The following is a 17,087-nucleotide window of genomic DNA, read 5'->3' on the forward strand; positions in this document are numbered from 1 at the left end:
CTGCGCCTCATGACGTTGCGGGAGACAGCCGCCGCGCCGGCACCGCGTGCCGTGCGGCGGCATGCGCATCAGGCCCAGTGGCCCGGAACCCAGCGCCACGCCGGGCCGCGCGCGGCCCAGTGGCCCGGCACCCAGTGATAACCGACGCGAACCACTTGCCAGTGGCCCGGAATCCACACGTAGCGGCCCTGCCGCCAGTGCCAGTGGCCCTGGTCCCACACGTAGCCCGCGCGTGGCGCCGGCATCACTTCGACGCGAGGCGGCGGCGGCGCGTAAGGCGCGACGATGACGGCCTGTGCGAAGGCCGCCGACGCGGCCAGCGCGGCCACGCATGCCGTGGCAAACCGCAATGACGTGGAAAGCTTCATGAAAGATTCCGAAGTAACGAGTATCGACCGGTAGCGGCCGTTCATGCGTTAAACGGCGCGGGCGAACAGAATCCGTCGCGGTGGCGGCAAATAAATTTCGGCCGAGCCGGATGCACGTCGGCGCAGGCCGGATGGCACGATCCGCACGCCCGGGCATGAGCCAAACTTGCGCGGGGTTGCCCTGCTGTCACAACTCGGCAAAACTGCCCTCCGACAATGACTCGCACCGGGATCCCGCTCGTTTCCGGCTCACGCATTGGCCGCGCGCGCGGCCAGGCGGTTCCACATCTCGCGTCTCCACCAACGAAAACACCGACCATGTCGAACCAGGACAACTCCCCGATCCAGCCGAACGAGCCGGCCGCGTCCGTGTCGCGTCGCGGCTTCCTGAAACTCGCCGGCGTATCCGGCCTCGCTACCGCCGCCGGCGGCCTCGCGGCAGCCAGGGCCGCCGCGTCGAACCCGGACGGCACGCCCGAACAGGTTCACCTGACGTGGGGCAACGACCCGGCGTCCGAAGTCGTGATCTCGTGGGCATCGCTCGCGTCGGCCGTCAATCCGCGCGCGCGCATCGTCGCCGACGGCGAGCCCGCGCGCACCGTGCACGGCGTCCAGCGCCTGTACACCGACGGCCTGAACGGCGAGACGGTATTTACGTACCACGCACGCGTGCACGGGCTGAAGCCGAATACGCGCTACCGCTACGAGATCACGGCCGACAACGACAGCAACGCCGCGCAGCCGTTCTCCGCGACTTTCTCGACGGCGCCGCGCGGCCGCGCGCCGTTCCGCTTCACGAGCTACGGCGATCTCGCGACGCCGAACGGCGCGTGGGTGCTGTCGTCGCCGCAGAGCCGCTTCGCGGTGCAGGCCGTCGAGCAATTCCAGCCGCTGTTCCACCTGCTGAACGGCGACCTCTGCTACGCGAACCTGAACCCCGCGCACCAGCCCGACGTGTGGCGCGATTTCGGCAACAACAACCAGACGTCGGCCGCGAATCGTCCGTGGATGCCGTGCCCGGGCAATCACGAGATCGAGTTCAACAACGGCCCGCAGGGGCTCGACTCGTATCTCGCGCGCTATACGCTGCCGGAGAACGGCACGCGCTTCCAGGGCCGCTGGTACAGCTTCCGCGTGAGCTCGGTGCTGTTCGTGTCGCTCGATGCGGACGACGTCGTGTACCAGGACGCCGCCGCGTTCGTCGGCGGCCCCGCGCCGCTCGTGCCGGCCGCGAGCACGGGCCGCCCGCCGATCGAGCCCGGCACGTCGTTCTACGTGCGCGGCTACAGTAACGGCGAGCAGACGCGCTGGCTCGAACACACGCTGCGTCATGCCGCGCATGACGACGATATCGACTGGATCGTCGTGCAGATGCACCAGGACGCGCTCAGTTCGTCGAAGACGGGCAACGGTTCCGACAAGGGCATTCGCGAAGCCTGGCTGCCGCTGTTCGACCGCTACGGCGTCGACCTCGTGCTGTGCGGCCACGATCACGACTACGAGCGCAGCTACCCGGTGCGCGGCTGCAATCACCGCGCGGGTGTCGATGCGACGACCGGCGAAGTCGTCGAGACGCTGCAGCCGCGTCCGGTCGGCTCGAACGACCCGGACCGCACGACGTTCGACACGAGCCACGGCACGATCCACCTGATCCTCGGCGGCGGCGGCACCAGCGCGCCGCTCGACGTGTACGGCGAGAACCCGGCGACCGGCTTTGCGCGGGCGAAGGTGTTCACGAAGCCGAACCGGCCGGTGCCGGGCACGGCGCCGAACACGTTCGTGCGCGAGCCGGCCGATGCGCTCGAGGATGCGATCTGGTCCGCGCGCCGCGATACGGGCACCGGCTACGGGATCGCCGTGTTCGATCACGACCCGGGCAAGCCGGGCGGTCACACGACGATCACGATGCGCTACTACCACGCGCCGGGCGCCGACCAGCACCCGACCGCCGACTACGAGCTGTTCGAGACGATCGAGTTGAGCAAGAAGCGCAACGAGCGCTGACCGGGCGGGCACCCGTTGCGACGGGCGCCCGATGTTTCGCTTGTCCGGTTAGTTGCGTACGCAACGTTACGGGGCGATCAGGATGCCGCGGTTCGCGAAATAGCGGTCGAAGATCGCGCGCGGCATCGCCACGCTCTGCTGCGTGCGCACGTCGAACCCGGACGAATTGTGGAACAGCCAGTCGCCGGTATCGCGGTTCGCGCCGAACACGAGCACCAGATGCCCGCCGCGGGACGGCGGCTCGAACCCGTCGTGCCGGATGCCAGGATGAACCGACGCCATCGACATGTGGCCATCATGCAGCCTCGGTTCGAGCGCGGCCGAATCGATCCCTTCCACGACATCCCCGTCGATCCCGTACCGCTCGCGCACCCAGTGCACGAAGGGCCGATAATGCAGGCGCTTGCCGGTGTCGCCGAGTTCAGGCCGATCGCCGCCCACGCCGCGGCTCGATCTCCCTCACCTCGTTAAACTACGCGTTTGCGTCGGCAATGGCCGTCCCGCATGCCGAAAGCATGCGTGGTTCATGCCGGCGGCCCCGAATCATCCGAAATCGAATTTGAATGTTGAAACAGGCAGGACGCATGAAGCGCAAGAATAAGGCCACGCTCACCGGGCTCGGCGCGGTGTTGTTGTGGGCCTCCGTGGTTGCCCTCGTTCGTGGCGTGAGCGAAAGCCTCGGCGCGACCGGCGGCGCCGCGATGATCTATACGGTGGCATCCGTGCTTCTGCTGCTGACGATCGGCTTCCCCGATCTGAGCAAATTCCCGAAAACCTATCTGCTCTGGGGCGGGCTGCTGTTCGTCGCGTACGAGCTGTGCCTGTCGCTGTCGATCGGCTATGCAAGCAACGGCCAGCAGGCGATCGAAGTCGCGATGGTCAACTATCTGTGGCCGAGCTTCACGCTGGTCGCCGCGATCGTGTTCAACAAGCAGCGCGCGAACCTGCTGGTCGTGCCCGGCGTCCTGCTGTCGATGCTCGGAATCTGCCGGGTGCTCGGCGGCGACCAGGGCCTCGACCCGGCCGGCATGCTGCACAACGTCGCGAACAACCCGCTGAGCTACGGGCTCGCGTTCTTCGGCGCGCTGATCTGGGCCGGCTACTGCACGGTGACGGCGCGCCTCGCCGACGGCAAGAACGGCGTCACGCCGTTCTTCATGCTGGTGGCGCTGGCGCTCTGGATCAAGTTCGCGATCGAAGGCGGCGGCGGCATGACGTTCAGCCTGCATGCGGTCATCTACATCGTGCTGGCGGCATCGGCGCTGGGGTTCGGCTACGCGGCCTGGAACACCGGCATCATGCACGGCAACGTGACGATCATCGTCGGCGCGTCGTATTTCACCCCGGTGCTCGCCGCCATGCTCGCCGCGACGCTGCTGCATGCGCCGCTGTCGATCGAGTTCTGGCAAGGGGCATCGATGGTCTGCGGCGGGTCGATCCTGTGCTGGCTCGCGACGCGCGGCCGGCGCAGTGCAAAGGCCGCGCCCGTTCGGAGCGGCAACGAAGCGCAGGGCAACTGCCAGGGCTGACGATGCCGGGCGCTTGCATTGCGATGCCGCTCGACAGCACCCGGGGATCCTGCAAACCGCCAGCCACTCGCGCTAGCTGTGCGACTCCAGTGCGATACGCACGGCGAGCCCGGCCAGCACCGTGCCCATCAACCAGCGCTGGACCGACGCCCAGACCGGCCGCCCGGCCAAGAAACCCGCGATGCCGCCTGCCATGCAGGCAATCAGCCCATTCACGCTGACGCTCACCGCAATCTGCACGCAACCGAGCGCCAGCGATTGCGCGAGCACGCTGCCGTGCCCCGGCGAAATGAACTGCGGCAGAAGCGACAGGTACATCACCGCGATCTTCGGATTCGAGAGGTTCGTGACGAAGCCCATCGCGAACAGCCTGGCCCGGCTGTCGTGCGGCAACTGCCTGACCTGGAATGCCGAGCGACCGCCCGGCTTCAGCGCCTGCCACGCCAGGTACGCCAGATAAAGCGCACCGGCAAAACGCAACACGTCGTACGCATACGGCATGGCCATCACCAGCGCGGTGATGCCCAGCGCCGCGCACACCATATAGAAAACGAACCCCAGCGCGACGCCGCCGAGCGACACCAGCCCCGCACGGCGGCCCTGGCAGATCGAGCGCGACACCAGGTAGATCATGTTCGGCCCGGGCGTCAGCACCATGCCGAGCGACACGAGTCCGAAAGCAAGCAAGGTAGAGGCAGCCGGCACGAAAATCTCCTTCGGGGCGAAGCGGTCAGGGGCGAGTTCGAACAATGTATTGCATCCCGACCGCCATCTGCATGAATAAACTTCAAGCCGCCCATGAGCGCTTTTCATCGCACCGGCCGTTCGTTACCGGCTCTTTCTCGCGCGCGTGTGGATCGCCTTCGCTGCCTTCGCGCGTTGCGCGTCGACGAGCCGCACGAACTCGTCTGCGACCGCGTTGCCGGCCGTATTCCACGACAATCGCACCGAGCGATGCAGCCTGGGCGTCAGTTCCAGCACGCGGCCACCGAACGGCGTGTACGTGAGCGTGATGCGCGGCACGATCGACACGCCCATGCCGGCTTCCGCCATCGACAGAATGGTCCGCATCTCGACCACGTTGAACGCGGCCCGCAACGGTGCCCCGCCGCGCGCGAAGTAATCCGCGATCACCGGCCCGCATCCTGCCTTCGAGAAAATGAACGGCGCCGACGACAACTGCTTTGCCGACACGCTCTTGCGGCCGGCGAACATGCCGTCCGCCGCGACTGCGACAAAATCCTCGTCGAGCAGCGGCAGATTGTGCGCGAACGTCTTCGTGCCGGCCACCACCCCGACATCGGCCGTTCCGTCGTCGATCCACCCTTCGACTTCGCTGTCGGTGCCTTCGAGCAGCACCGCCGACACGCCCTGGTGCATCTCCTTCAACGCCTCGAGCGCCGGTACGACGAACGCCAGCGACACGCTCGGCAGCGACGCGACCACCAGCTTCCCTTCGAGCTTGCCGCGCGACAGGCTGAACTGCTGGCGCAACAGCTGCGCTTCCCGCACCACGTTCTGCACGTACGGCCACAGGCGTTCGCCCGCCGCCGTCAGGACGACCGGCTGCCGGTCGCGCCAGAGCAGCTTGACCTCCGTGATGTCCTCCAGCTCGGTCAATGCATGACTGATCGCGGACTGACTGCGGCTCAACCGGTCGGCCGCGGCCGTGAGCGAGCCGAGTTCGACCACGGCCGCCAGGGCCTGCAACTGGGCAAGCGTCATCGACGCCTCCTTGTTCAAGGGTATGTATGTCGTGCATGAAATGGAAAAGCGTCATGAATTATATTGAACCCAGGAAAAGATCACGCCGACGCTACCCGCAGCGCACCGCGGCCAATGCCGAATGTCCTTCACAACGCTCAGGTAAGATGCATTCCCGAACCGCATAGCGATTGCCCGCGGCACCGGCCGCACGACTGCGCGGCGTCCTGCAATCGACTTCCGGTTCTAGCCGATCCAGAACACATGCGTGCAACACGCACGCGAGCGCAACGGGCTCTGTCGACAGCGCTCGCTGCCGGATATGCCGCGACATGCCATGATGCATTTCAATCTGACTGAAGGTGTGCTGGTCTCCGGCCTGCAGGGGCTCAGCGCGTTCGATCTGGCCGGTATCGCCGTTGCGCTGCTGCTGGGCGGCATGGTCAAGGGGATCACGGGCATCGGCGTGCCGCTGATCGCGATGCCGATACTCAGCCAGTTCCTGCCGATCCGGCATGCGGTGCTGCTGCTGTCGATGCCGATCATCCTCGGCAACATTCCGCAGGCGCTGGAAGGCGGCCAGTTGCTGGCGACGGCACGCAAGATCGCCGCGCCGATCGCGGGCACCGTGATCGGCAACATCGTCGGCGTGGCGATCCTGCTGTCGCTCAATCCGGGGCATGCACAGGCGGCGTCCGGCGCGCTGCTGATCGTGGCCGCGGCGCTGATGCTCGCCGCGCCGAAACTCCACCTGCCGGACGCATGGCAAAAGCCTGTCGGCTTCGCGCTCGGTTTCGGTGCAGCGCTGATGGAGAGCATCGCGTCGGTTCCCGGCCCGCTGCTCGCCACCTACCTGATTTCGTCCGGCGCGACCGGGCGCGTCTTCACGAAGCAGATCGCGATCATCCTCGTGGTGTCTATCGTCACGCTGATCACGACGTTCAGCGGCGCCGCGCACGCGAGCGGCGCCGACCTCGCGATCTCGGCAGCGGCCAGCCTCCCGGCCATTGCCGGCATGTGGCTCGTTCGCCCGCTGCGGGACAGGATGTCGCCGCGCCTCTTCAGGATGGTCGTGCTGCTGTTCGTGCTCGTCGCGGCGTCGCAGATGATCTGGAAATCGGGCGTGTTCCGGCACGGCGGATCGCACGTTACCCAGATGGGCAACGCGCACGCAGCCAAGAATTAGCAGCCGGCGCACCGCCGTCGATGACGCATGCGTTCTGAAAGCTGCCAGGCGTAGTATTCGCGGGCCCGGCGTATCGCCCCGCCCGACGGTGCGGACGATGCGTCACCGACTTTGCTGCTCGCTCGCTGATGCCCGCATCGGCGCTGCCACGCTTTCAGAGACATGAAATGGAAACCTACGTGTTGCTCGGCTGCGGATTCGGCCTCGGCCTGCTGATCGCCATCTGGGGCATCTGGCAACTCAAGTAACGGTTGCCCGCCCGATCCCCGCGCAAGCAATCCGTATGGAGACGAACGGGAAATTGTAGTTTGCGTTCATATTCGTCGCCCCTCTATTTCGCACTCCGATTCAGCGATCCGACAGCATCGGCTACCCGCGCCTGCTTCCGTGCGAAAGCAAACGCGATCGCGCTGCATCGAAACGCGTGCACTCGGCCTTGAGCCAGTCCGAAAACACCACGGTACGCGGATCGTCGGGATTGCGTGACAACAGCATGTAGCGCGCCGGCGCACGCACGTGCCTGCCGAAGACATCCACGAGCCGTCCACTCACGATCTCGTCATGCACCAGCGCGGCGCGCCCCATCGCGACACCCTGATGGTTCAGCGCCGCCGTGATTGCCAGGCTGGAAAAATTGAACTGCGGGCCGTCAAGATGGGCCGTCCACGCCGGGCGAACCGCCTCCAGCCACGTGCGCCACTCGACGAATTCGGGTGCACCGCCCCACGGAGCCGCGTCGTGCAGCAGGACGACGCCATCCAGCGATTCCCCGCCGGCAAAGGCCGGATGCTGCGCCAGATACGCCGGCGTGGCGACCGGAAACAGGATTTCGTCGAGCATGGCCTCGGCATGCAACCGCTCGTACTGCACCGGGTCGTAACGCACCGCCACATCGATGTCGTCGGTCTCCATGGCCTGACGATCCAGCACCTGAAACTCGGCCTTCACGCGAACCGGCACGTTCGGTTGTTGCCGGTGAAATTCGGACAGGCGCGGCATCAGCCACTGCAGCGCAAGCGACGGCAGGCAACTGACCTGCAGCGGGGCATCCGACATGCCAAGCGCCTGAAGCGTGCGATTGATGTCGACGAACGCGCCAGACATCGTCCCGAGCAGGATCCCGCCCTTCTCGGTCAGCTTCAGTCCGCGCGCCTGGCGCACGAACAGCGGATAACCGAGCCGGTCCTCCAGGTTCCTGATCTGCTGGCTCACGGCGCTTTGCGTCAGGTTGAACGCCTGTGCCGTCTTCGTGAAGCTCAGCAGCCGGCCGGCCGTTTCAAAACAGAGCAGTGCACCAAGGATCGAACCGTCGAGTCGCATAGATATCAGTCAGGCTAATGCATTCATTAGAAATCGGCGCTTTTGCGCAGCCGTCCAGAATCGTAGCATTCCGGCCAGATGTTCCGTTTATCCGATGCAAGGCCAATCCATGACCATTACGCTCCAGCCCGCCGATCTATTAGCCAAACTGCAATCACACCACCCGCTGCTATGGCTGAATCCCCATGCCGGCGGCCCGCTGCCGCACGACGCACCGTCGCGCGGCGCCATTGCGATGGCCGAAGCGCGGCTGGCGCGCTGCGAGCCGCTGATGGCCGAGCTGTTTCCCGAACTCGCGGCAAGCGCGGGAAAAGTCGAATCGCCGCTGATGCCGGCCGACCGCCTGCAGCGCGCGCTGTCGCTCCCGGCGGACGCACACGGCGCGTGGTTCATCAAGCGCGACGACGCGCTGCCGGTCGCCGGTTCGATCAAGGCGCGCGGCGGCTTTCATGAAGTGCTCGCGCTCGCGGAGTCGATCGCGATCGAACACGGGCTGCTCGACCCCGTGGGCGATCGGCGGATCCTCGCATCGGCGGCCGCACGCGAACTGTTTGCCGCAAACACCGTCATCGTCGGCAGCACCGGCAATCTCGGCCTGAGCATCGGCGTGATGGCCGCCGCGCTGGGGTTCGAATCGGTCGTTCACATGTCGACCGACGCGAAGCCGTGGAAGAAAGCGCGCCTGAGACAACGCGGCGTTCGCGTCGTCGAACATGACGGCGACTATGCGCAGGCCGTCGCGGCCGGACGCGCGCAGGCACGCAATCAGCCGCGCAGCCACTTCGTCGACGACGAAGGCTCGCTGATGCTGTTCCTGGGCTACGCGGCCAGCGCCCGGCATCTCGCCGCGCAGCTCGTCGAAGCGGGCCGCCGCGTGGACGCGACGCATCCGCTCTTCGTCCATCTCCCGTGCGGCGTCGGCGGCGCACCGGGCGGCATCGCGTATGGCCTCAAGGCGCTGTTCGGCGAGCACGTGCATTGCTTCTTCGCCGAACCCGTCGCGTCGCCGTGCATGCTGGTCCAGCTGGCCGCCGGCCCCGGGAAGCCCGTGTCCGTCTACGACGCGGGGCTCGACAACCGGACCGAGGCCGATGGCCTGGCCGTCGCGCAGGCCTCGCACCTCGTCAGTCCGCTGATGGCGTCGCTGCTGTCGGGCGTGTTCACCGTCAGCGACGCGCAGCTCTACACGCAGTTGCTCGCGGTCCAGCGTGCGACGGGCGTCGAGCTCGAGCCGTCGGCCGCCGCTGCCGTCGGCGGTCCCGGCTGGCTGTCGCAATCCCCGGCCGGCCGCGACTACATGCAGCGCCACGCGATCGACCTGCGCCGGTCGACCCACGTCATCTGGGCGACGGGCGGCTCGCTCGTGCCGCCTGAAGAACATCGCCGCTTCCAGTCTCATGCGCAGGCGCTCGCCGGTGCCGCAGCCCATGCGTGACGCGTCGGGGCGGGCGTCCCGCCTCGTTCCCGAAGACGCGTTAGACTGTCTCGATGGAACAATGCCGTTATTGCCAGAGAATCCGCGATGAATGGGATTGCCACGGTGACGAATGCCGCCGGGCAATCGCCAAGGCGCTGCGCCGGCAGCGCGCGGGCCTGCCCATGGTGCCCGATCGCATCCGCAACGAACTGCCGTCCGGCGCCCCGACCCAGCAGGTCATCGCCGTGCTGTCGCGCCAGCGCCTGCGCGCGCGCCGCGGCAACGAGGAGCGCCGGGAGCGCAAGGAAATCGACGACGACGTCTGATCCGGCAGCGTCGCAGCCCGTCCGCCTCCTCTCCGCCCGCACCTTCGCCCGCACCTTCGCCGCCGGGCGCCCGTCCGTGCCGCACGCGTCCGCCCCGCTCCGTTGCAAATCCGGCAACCTGGATTAGGGACAGAAGGCATTTATCTCGAAATTATTATCCAGGCTGCAACGATCTTTCGCCAAAACTCACGTTTACCCTAGGTCGACCGGCGCCTACGATGTAATCAACCGCTTACGACATGGTGTCGAACGCGGAAAGCCAAAAACATCGGAGGTCATCATGAAATCGCTCGTTTCCGCAGTCGTTGCCGCTGTCGCCCTGTCCGCCTCGTTCGGCGCATTCGCCCAAAGCACCGTGACCCGCGCTCAAGTGCGCGATGAACTGGTCCAGCTCGAAAGCGCCGGCTACAAGCCGAGCCAGTCGAGCCCGTACTACCCGGCCGACATCCAGGCCGCGCAAGCCCGCGTGCACACCGCCGACAACAGCGGCTACGGTGCGCAACCGGCCGCGACCGTCCAGGGTGGCGCACCGGCCGTCAAGGTGCAAAACCCGCGCGACTCGATCTACTTCGGCCACTAAGCCTGCCGCTGCGCGCCTTCGCGCGCAGTCCGCGCGAGCCACGAGCCCGTCCTGCGACGGGCTCGTGGCGTTTGCATCGCACGTATCACCGGCCGCCGCCCGACGCGGCCCGGCCGGCCGCTTCGTCCGTCCCGCTGCCGGCGCCGCTCCCGTTGCCGACCAGATCCTGGTAGCGCACGAACGCGCGTTGCGCGGACGCCTTCGCCGCGTACATCGCCGCGTCGGCCTTGACGAGCAGTTCCTCGGCCGACGCGCCGTCAGCCGGAAACTCGCTGACGCCGATGCTCGCGCCGACGGCCACGCGCCGGTCGCCAAACTCCAGTTCCTCGGCCATCACGAGCTGGATGCGCGACGCGATATCGCCGATCACCGCCGGTGAGCGCACATCCGTCACCAGCACGATGAATTCGTCGCCGCCGAGCCGCGCGACCATGTCGCCGCTGCGCAGCACGAGGCTCAGCCGCTTGGCGACCGCGACGAGCGTGCGGTCGCCGGCCGAGTGCCCGTGCTGGTCGTTGATCTGCTTGAAGCGGTCGAGGTCGACGAACATCACGGCCAGCCCTTCGCGCATCGCGGCCGCACGCCGGATCGCGGCATCGAGACGCTCCATGAACAGCATGCGATTCGGCAGTTCGGTCAGCGCATCGTGCCCGGCGAGGTGCGTGAGCTCCAGCTGCTTCGCACGCAGCATCGCGACCTGCGTGCGGATCTCGACGCGCATGCTCTCGAAACAGCGCGCGAGCACGCCGATCTCGTCGGTACGCCCGACCGGCAGCTGCTCGGCGGCCGGATCGTCGAACACGTGCGTCGCGGCGCGCGCCAGCGTCTGCAGCGGCCGCGTGATCGCACGCGCGAACAGGATCGCGAGGATCACCGCCATCAAGCTCGACACGAGCACCATCCGGACGATCCGTTCGCCGAGCATGCTGGCCGGCGCCAGCACATCCGCCAGCGGGCGTCCCATCCCGAGCACGACGAAGCGATTGCCCTCGTCGTGTCCGAACGGCGTGCGCACGAACGCGAACATCTGCCCCGGCGCCGCGGCGGGATCGGTCAAGCCATTGACGGTAACGTTTGCGCGCGCGTCGTCGAACAGCGCGCGCGTGACGGCGAAGCGGTCCTGCATCAGCACGCGCCTGCCGCGATCGAAGCCGAACGTCTGCGACGGATCGGGGTGCACGAGAAAATCGCCCCACTCGTTCGCGAGATACACCTCATAGTCGTCCGGCAGGTCGCGTTCGAGCCGCTCGAATACGCGCGACAGCTCGACATCGACGACGAGCGCGCCAACCGCCTGGCCCGACGCGTCGACGACCGGCGTGCCCACGCGCAGGATCGGCAGCCCTTCGGCCGCGTGCGACCCCGTCTCGTGGTTGATCACGATCGGCGACAGGTAGATATGACCGGGCGCCGTCGCGAGCGTATCGAATACGTAGGAAAACTGCCCTTTCTCCTGCAGCGCACTGTCCGGCAATACGACGATGCCGTGTGCATCGCGATCGACGCGGATGCGTTCGAGCCCGAAATCCCCGCGCGCGATCAGGCGGACCTGCAGGTACTCTGGGTGATTTCTCATGAAGCTGTAGAACACCTGCTCGAGCCGCGCGCGTGGCGCGCCATCCCGGTTGTCGCCGCCCGAGACCAGCGTGCACGACGGCAATTGCGCGAGCACGAGCGCATCGTCGGCGACGTCGGACAGCGCCGTGGTGAAACGCTGCCCGAGCAGTTGCGTCGACATCAACAGGCTGTGCTGCGCTTCCTGCACGAGCATCGCGCGGTTCGCGCGATACGTGTAATAGCCGGTCGTGCCGGACGCGATCACCCCGATGCAGGCGAACAGCACCGACAGCTTCGACGTGAGCCCGAGCCGGATCATTTTTCGAACCGCTCCGGCCGGTCGCCCGACACGATGCGGCTCCACAGCGATTCGCGCCGCGCGATGTCCTCGACAGGCTGGAGCCAGACGAGATGCTGGTGCCCGGTGTCGAGACCTGGCGGCGGCGCGAGCGTATTCGCGAGGCCCTGGCGTTCGGTGAGCAGCGCGCTGATCGCCGGTTCGAGCATGTAATTGATCCATGCGAACGCGAGCTCCGGATGTTGCGCGCCGCGCGTGACGGCCCAGCAGTCGAGCCACGCGAGCGCGCCTTCATCCGGGATCACGTACCCGACGTCGGCGCCGGCACGTCGCAGCAGTTCGACCTGTTGCGTGCCGTAGTTGCCGAACATCAGTGCCGCACGATGCTGGACGAACAACGCGGTCGCCTCTTCAGGAAGCGTGTAGTACGTCAGCAGGTTGCGGCGCAGGGCGATCAGCTTGTGCGCGACGGCGAGCGTCTGCGCGCTCGACAGGCGAAACGGATCGGGATAGCCGAGCGCCAGCGCCGTGAACGAAAAATTGTGCTGCGCGCTGTTGAAGTCGAGCACCTTGCCGCGGTAGCGCGGGTTCCACAGCTCCCGCATCGAGCGCGGCGCGGCCGGCACCTGCTTGCGATCGTAGATCAGCCCCATCGACGAGTACGTGAACGGGATCGCATGGATGGCGCCATCCTCCACGAGCCCGTCGATGGTCGCGAGTTGCTGGAAGTTCGGCAACTGCCGCCGCCGGTTCGGGATGCGCGACAGGTCGATCGGCGCGAGCAAACGTTCGTGCGCATAGCGCTGGATCTCGGCCGTGTTCGCGGCCAGCACGTCATACGGCGGCGGCGCCGCGCTGTGCATGCGCGTCCACAGTGCTTCATCGGAGTCGACGAACGTCACTTCGACACGTACGTGAAATTGCGCTTCGAACGCGCTGACGACGTCGCTGTCCGCATAGCCGGGCCATGCGAGCACGCGCAGCACGTTGTCGTTGACGGTTTCGGGAGACGCGGCGAACGCCGCAAACGAAGAGGAAAGTAAGCTCACCGTCAAATTGATGAGCAGCCTGCGCACGGCGACACGTGCGCGCGTACGTGCGCCGATTCCCCTGATCAATCGGACTCCGCGTGAATCGCCCGGCTGCATTCGACTGTCCTTTTTCGAGTCGATGCGATATCCCGCAACGAGACCATAAAACCTGCAGTCGCGCAATTGGAAGAAGCCGGATACGGCGCGTGCCATCATCGACGCCGCCGCGTGCGGATGCCGTTACACCGGCCCGCTTCTGCTTGCCGGAACGAACGTCAGCGCCACGCCTGCGTGAATTCCGCGATCACTCGCGACAGGTGTGCACGCATCGCTTCGCGTGCAGCAGTTGCGTCGCGCGCCATGATCGCCGCGAAGATCCGCTGGTGATCTTCCTGCGACGCTTCGCGCAGAGCGGTCGAGTGAAAATGCTCCTCGATCTTGTCCCACAGCGGATCGCTGCGCGCGCAGTCCCACATCGCGGTGACCATGTGCAGCAGCACCGTGTTGCCGGTCGATTCCGCGATACGCAGGTGGAACTGGCGATCGGCCGCGTCGTACGCGACCTTGTCGTTCATCTGCTCGCGCATCGTCGTGAGCGAGAAGAACAGCCGGTCGAGATCCGCATCCTTGCGTTCGGTCGCCGCGAGCGCCGCGACTTCCGCCTCGATCAGCCCGCGTGCGCGCAACGTCTCGATCGGCCCCGGGCCGCGCGGCACCTCGAACGTCACCGGCCGCGCGGCGTCGGCCGCCGATACGTAGATGCCCGAACCGATCCGCACTTCGACGATCCCTTGCACCTCGAGCGCGATGATCGCCTCGCGCACCTGCGTGCGGCTCACGCCGAACTGGTCGGCCAGGCTGCGCTCGGACGGCAACCGCGCGCCGGCCTCGAACGCGCCGGCAGCCACCATCGCGTGAATCTGCCGCGCAAGGCCGATATAGGAGCGGTCCGCGGCATCGGTATCGCGGCTGGCTGGCAGGCTGGAAAGATCGGTCATCGAAAGGCTCGCAACAGGCTGGCCGGCGCCGTCGCGGCGCCGGATCGCCAAAATGGTACACCAATTCCGGGCAGCATCCGGTTCCGCATCTCCGCCGGCGCAATGGGCACTTCCTGAAATGCCATGCCAGCCGGTTTGGATCCCATCAACTGGTAAACCACTATCCCACACAACTGGCATACCAATCATAATCCGCACACCGGGGACGGAGCCGGCCTGCCGCCGCCCGCCCGATGCATCAACCGCCAGCCAGGAGCCGCTCCAGTGAAGATGTCTTTCCGTTGGTACGGCGAGTCCGATCCGGTCTCGCTGCAATACATCCGCCAGATCCCGGGCGTCACGCATATCGTGTCCGCGATCTACGACGAACCGGTGGGAGAAGTCTGGCCCGCGCACAAGATCGACGCGCTGAAGGCGACGATCGAGCGCGCCGGCCTGCGGTTCGAAGTCGTCGAGTCGGTGCCCGTCCACGAGGACATCAAGCTCGGCAAGCCGGGCCGCGACCGCCTGATCGACAACTACCGTCAGACGATTCGCCATCTCGGCGCGGCCGGCGTGCGCGTGATCTGCTACAACTTCATGCCCGTGTTCGACTGGACGCGCACCGAGCTGTCGAAGACGCTCGACGACGGCTCGACCTGCCTCGCGTTCAGCACCGACGCGGTCGGCCGGATCGATCCGGACGACGGCATCGCACTGCCGGGCTGGGATTCGAGCTACCAGCCCGAACAGTTGAAGGCACTGCTCGCGGAGTATCGCGACGTCGACGAGCACGCGCTGCGGGCGAACCTCGAATACTTCCTGAAGGCGATCGTCCCCGTCGCCGAGGAAGCCGGCGTGAAGATGGCGATCCACCCCGACGATCCGCCGCGCCCGATCTTCGGGCTGCCGCGCATCGTGAAGAACCGCGACGATCTCGCGCGAATCATGCGCATCGTCGACACGCCCGCGAACGGGCTGACGCTGTGCTCGGGCTCGCTCGGCGCGGGCCCGCAGAACGATGTCGAAGCGCTCGTGCGCGAATTCGGCGCAATGGGCCGCATTCACTTCGCGCACATCCGCAACGTGAAGGTCGACGCGAACGGCGATTTCGAGGAAACCGCCCACCTGTCGAGCTGCGGCTCGCTCGACATCGCCGCGATCGTGAAGGCGTACCACGACACCGGCTTCACCGGCTACGTGCGCCCCGACCACGGCCGCATGATCTGGGGCGAGACGGGCAAGCCCGGCTACGGCCTTTACGACCGCGCGCTCGGCGCGGTCTACCTGAACGGCCTGTGGGAAGCGCTCGCGAAGTTCGACCGCACGCCGTCGCAAGCCACGCGATAACCCGCTCATCGAGGCCGCCGGCGCTGCGGATCGCCGGCGGCCCGTCACGACATTCCGCGCGGAGACACCGCATGCCACGCATCCGATGGGCCATGATCCTCATGTGCTTCCTGGCCAACGTCATCAACTTCATCGACCGCGCGAACCTTGCGATCGCGGCGCCCAGCATCCGCGCCGACCTCGGCCTCGACGCGGTCGGCATGGGGCTCGTGCTGAGCGCGTTCTTCTGGACCTACGCGTTCCTGCAACTGCCGGCAGGCTGGTTCATCGACAAGGTCGGCGTGCGCGTGAGCCTCGCGCTCGCGGTCGGCTGGTGGTCGGTGTTCACCGTCGCGACGGGCGCCGCGCGCGGCCTCGCGCAACTCGTCGGCGTGCGGCTGATGCTCGGCGTCGGCGAAGCGGCGGCGATCCCGTCGTTCGCGAAGGTTGCGTTCAACTGGTTCCCGCGCAGCGAACGCGGGCTCGCGAGCAGCATTTTCGACAGCGGTTCGCGCGTCGGCTCCGCGCTGTCGCTGCCGCTCGTCGCATGGCTGATCTCGATCGTCGGCTGGCGCGGCTCGTTCGTAATCACCGGCGGCATCGGTATCGTGTGGGCACTGGCGTGGTGGTTCATCTATCGCGACCCGGAACGCCATCGTGCAATCGCGCCCGATGCCGTCGATGCGCTGCTCGCGCAGCGCGGCGCGCCAACCGTTGCGGCCGCAACCGACGGCCCGAAGGTATCGTGGCTCGACCTGTTCCGCTACCGCACCGTGTGGGGCATGATGATCGGCCTGTTCTGCCTGAACTTCGCGATCTACTTCTTCATCACGTGGTTCCCGAGCTACCTGCTGCAGTCGCGCGGCTTCTCGCTCGCGTCGCTCGGTACCTGGGGCATGCTGCCCGCGCTGCTCGCGATTCCGGGCGGCTGGCTCGGCGGCTATGTGTCGGACAGCCTGTTCCGCCGCGGCTGGAGCGCGACCGCCGCCCGCAAGACCTGCCTCGTGCTCGGCATGCTGCTGTCCTCGTCGATCGCACTGTCGGCCTTCGTCGAGAACGTGTGGGCCTGCCTCGGCCTGTTCGCCCTCGCGTACGCAAGCCTGTCGTTCGCCGGCGCCAACGTGTGGACGCTCGTCGGCGAAGTCGCGCCGACGCCGGCGCATGTCGCATCGCTCGGCGGCATCCAGAATTTCGCGGGCAATCTCGCGGGGATCTTCATCACGACGTTCACGGGCGTGATGCTGTCGATCACGAAGGGCTCGTTCGTCGTGCCGCTCGCGGTGGCCGGCGCGTTGTGCGTGGTCGGCGCGCTGTCGTACCTGTTCATCGTCGGCAAGGTCGAGCCGCTGCCGCCGCTGCGCGGCGGTGCGAGCCCGCAGAACGTCGAGCCGAACGCGGCCTGACGCGGCAGGAAAGCGCGGCCGACGCGCCCGCACTTTCCTTTTCGGGCCGCGCATCGGA

General features: G+C 66.9%; 16 protein-coding genes. 8 read left to right on the forward strand and 8 right to left on the reverse strand.

Features of this window, described 5'->3' with window-relative positions; all coding sequences use genetic code 11:
- Positions 1-68 precede the first annotated feature (68 nt).
- Positions 69-368, reverse strand: coding sequence for a YXWGXW repeat-containing protein (locus tag HWX39_RS06435; RefSeq protein WP_175966268.1), 300 nt, complete (start codon positions 366-368; stop codon positions 69-71).
- A 318-nt stretch (positions 369-686) separates the two neighbouring features.
- On the opposite strand from HWX39_RS06435, the gene HWX39_RS06440 reads away from it, so the two are divergent.
- Positions 687-2,372, forward strand: coding sequence for a metallophosphoesterase family protein (locus HWX39_RS06440; protein ID WP_175966270.1), 1,686 nt, complete (start codon positions 687-689; stop codon positions 2,370-2,372).
- A 66-nt stretch (positions 2,373-2,438) separates the two neighbouring features.
- Here HWX39_RS06440 and HWX39_RS06445 read toward each other — a convergent pair whose 3' ends face one another.
- Positions 2,439-2,813, reverse strand: a complete 375-nt coding sequence (locus tag HWX39_RS06445) for a hypothetical protein (protein WP_175966272.1) — start codon at positions 2,811-2,813, stop codon at positions 2,439-2,441.
- A gap of 143 nt (positions 2,814-2,956) precedes the next feature.
- Here HWX39_RS06445 and yddG point away from each other — a divergent pair, with 143 nt between their 5' ends.
- Complete coding sequence (yddG, locus tag HWX39_RS06450; protein ID WP_175966284.1) at positions 2,957-3,901, forward strand: aromatic amino acid DMT transporter YddG; 945 nt, start codon at positions 2,957-2,959, stop codon at positions 3,899-3,901.
- Between the two features lie 72 nt (positions 3,902-3,973).
- On the opposite strand, the gene HWX39_RS06455 is transcribed toward yddG, so the two are convergent.
- Together HWX39_RS06455 and HWX39_RS06460 are read right to left on the reverse strand one after the other, a co-directional pair.
- Positions 3,974-4,606: a LysE family translocator gene (locus HWX39_RS06455; RefSeq protein ID WP_175966286.1), complete on the reverse strand. Its 633-nt coding sequence runs from the start codon at positions 4,604-4,606 to the stop codon at positions 3,974-3,976.
- Positions 4,607-4,729: 123 nt separating this feature from the next.
- A complete protein-coding gene (locus tag HWX39_RS06460) occupies positions 4,730-5,626 on the reverse strand; it encodes a LysR family transcriptional regulator (protein WP_175966288.1) in 897 nt (298 codons plus the stop codon).
- Between the two features lie 316 nt (positions 5,627-5,942).
- On the opposite strand from HWX39_RS06460, the gene HWX39_RS06465 reads away from it, so the two are divergent.
- Positions 5,943-6,791, forward strand: coding sequence for a sulfite exporter TauE/SafE family protein (locus HWX39_RS06465; RefSeq protein WP_175966290.1), 849 nt, complete (start codon positions 5,943-5,945; stop codon positions 6,789-6,791).
- A 369-nt stretch (positions 6,792-7,160) separates the two neighbouring features.
- Here the strand turns inward: HWX39_RS06465 and HWX39_RS06470 are convergent, their stop codons facing one another.
- On the reverse strand, positions 7,161-8,117 hold the full coding sequence (locus HWX39_RS06470) for a LysR substrate-binding domain-containing protein (RefSeq protein ID WP_175967610.1): 957 nt from the start codon (positions 8,115-8,117) through the stop codon (positions 7,161-7,163).
- 103 nt (positions 8,118-8,220) lie between these two features.
- Between HWX39_RS06470 and HWX39_RS06475 the strand changes: the two genes are divergently transcribed.
- From HWX39_RS06475 to HWX39_RS06485, 3 genes are all read left to right on the forward strand, one after another.
- Positions 8,221-9,546 carry a D-serine ammonia-lyase gene (locus tag HWX39_RS06475; RefSeq protein ID WP_244134933.1) on the forward strand — a complete coding sequence of 442 codons (1,326 nt, stop codon included), beginning with the start codon at positions 8,221-8,223 and terminating at the stop codon, positions 9,544-9,546.
- A gap of 53 nt (positions 9,547-9,599) precedes the next feature.
- Positions 9,600-9,854, forward strand: coding sequence for a hypothetical protein (locus HWX39_RS06480; protein WP_027791787.1), 255 nt, complete (start codon positions 9,600-9,602; stop codon positions 9,852-9,854).
- 280 nt (positions 9,855-10,134) lie between these two features.
- Complete coding sequence (locus HWX39_RS06485; protein ID WP_175966294.1) at positions 10,135-10,434, forward strand: DUF4148 domain-containing protein; 300 nt, start codon at positions 10,135-10,137, stop codon at positions 10,432-10,434.
- An 85-nt stretch (positions 10,435-10,519) separates the two neighbouring features.
- On the opposite strand, the gene HWX39_RS06490 is transcribed toward HWX39_RS06485, so the two are convergent.
- From HWX39_RS06490 to HWX39_RS06500, 3 genes are all read right to left on the reverse strand, one after another.
- The gene (locus HWX39_RS06490) at positions 10,520-12,310 is read right to left on the reverse strand and encodes a GGDEF domain-containing protein (protein ID WP_175966296.1); all 1,791 of its coding nucleotides are present in this window, start codon (positions 12,308-12,310) and stop codon (positions 10,520-10,522) included.
- Positions 12,307-13,437, reverse strand: coding sequence for an extracellular solute-binding protein (locus tag HWX39_RS06495; RefSeq protein ID WP_175966307.1), 1,131 nt, complete (start codon positions 13,435-13,437; stop codon positions 12,307-12,309). Before HWX39_RS06495 ends, HWX39_RS06490 begins: the two co-directional genes overlap by 4 nt.
- Before the next feature lie 158 nt (positions 13,438-13,595).
- Positions 13,596-14,318 carry a FadR/GntR family transcriptional regulator gene (locus HWX39_RS06500; protein WP_175966309.1) on the reverse strand — a complete coding sequence of 241 codons (723 nt, stop codon included), beginning with the start codon at positions 14,316-14,318 and terminating at the stop codon, positions 13,596-13,598.
- 264 nt (positions 14,319-14,582) lie between these two features.
- Here HWX39_RS06500 and uxuA point away from each other — a divergent pair, with 264 nt between their 5' ends.
- Positions 14,583-15,647, forward strand: coding sequence for a mannonate dehydratase (uxuA, locus tag HWX39_RS06505; RefSeq protein WP_175966311.1), 1,065 nt, complete (start codon positions 14,583-14,585; stop codon positions 15,645-15,647).
- 71 nt (positions 15,648-15,718) lie between these two features.
- Positions 15,719-17,029, forward strand: coding sequence for an MFS transporter (locus HWX39_RS06510; protein WP_175966313.1), 1,311 nt, complete (start codon positions 15,719-15,721; stop codon positions 17,027-17,029).
- Positions 17,030-17,087: the final 58 nt, after the last annotated feature.

The organism is Burkholderia sp. BCC0322 (assembly GCF_902833045.1).
Classification (GTDB): domain Bacteria; phylum Pseudomonadota; class Gammaproteobacteria; order Burkholderiales; family Burkholderiaceae; genus Burkholderia.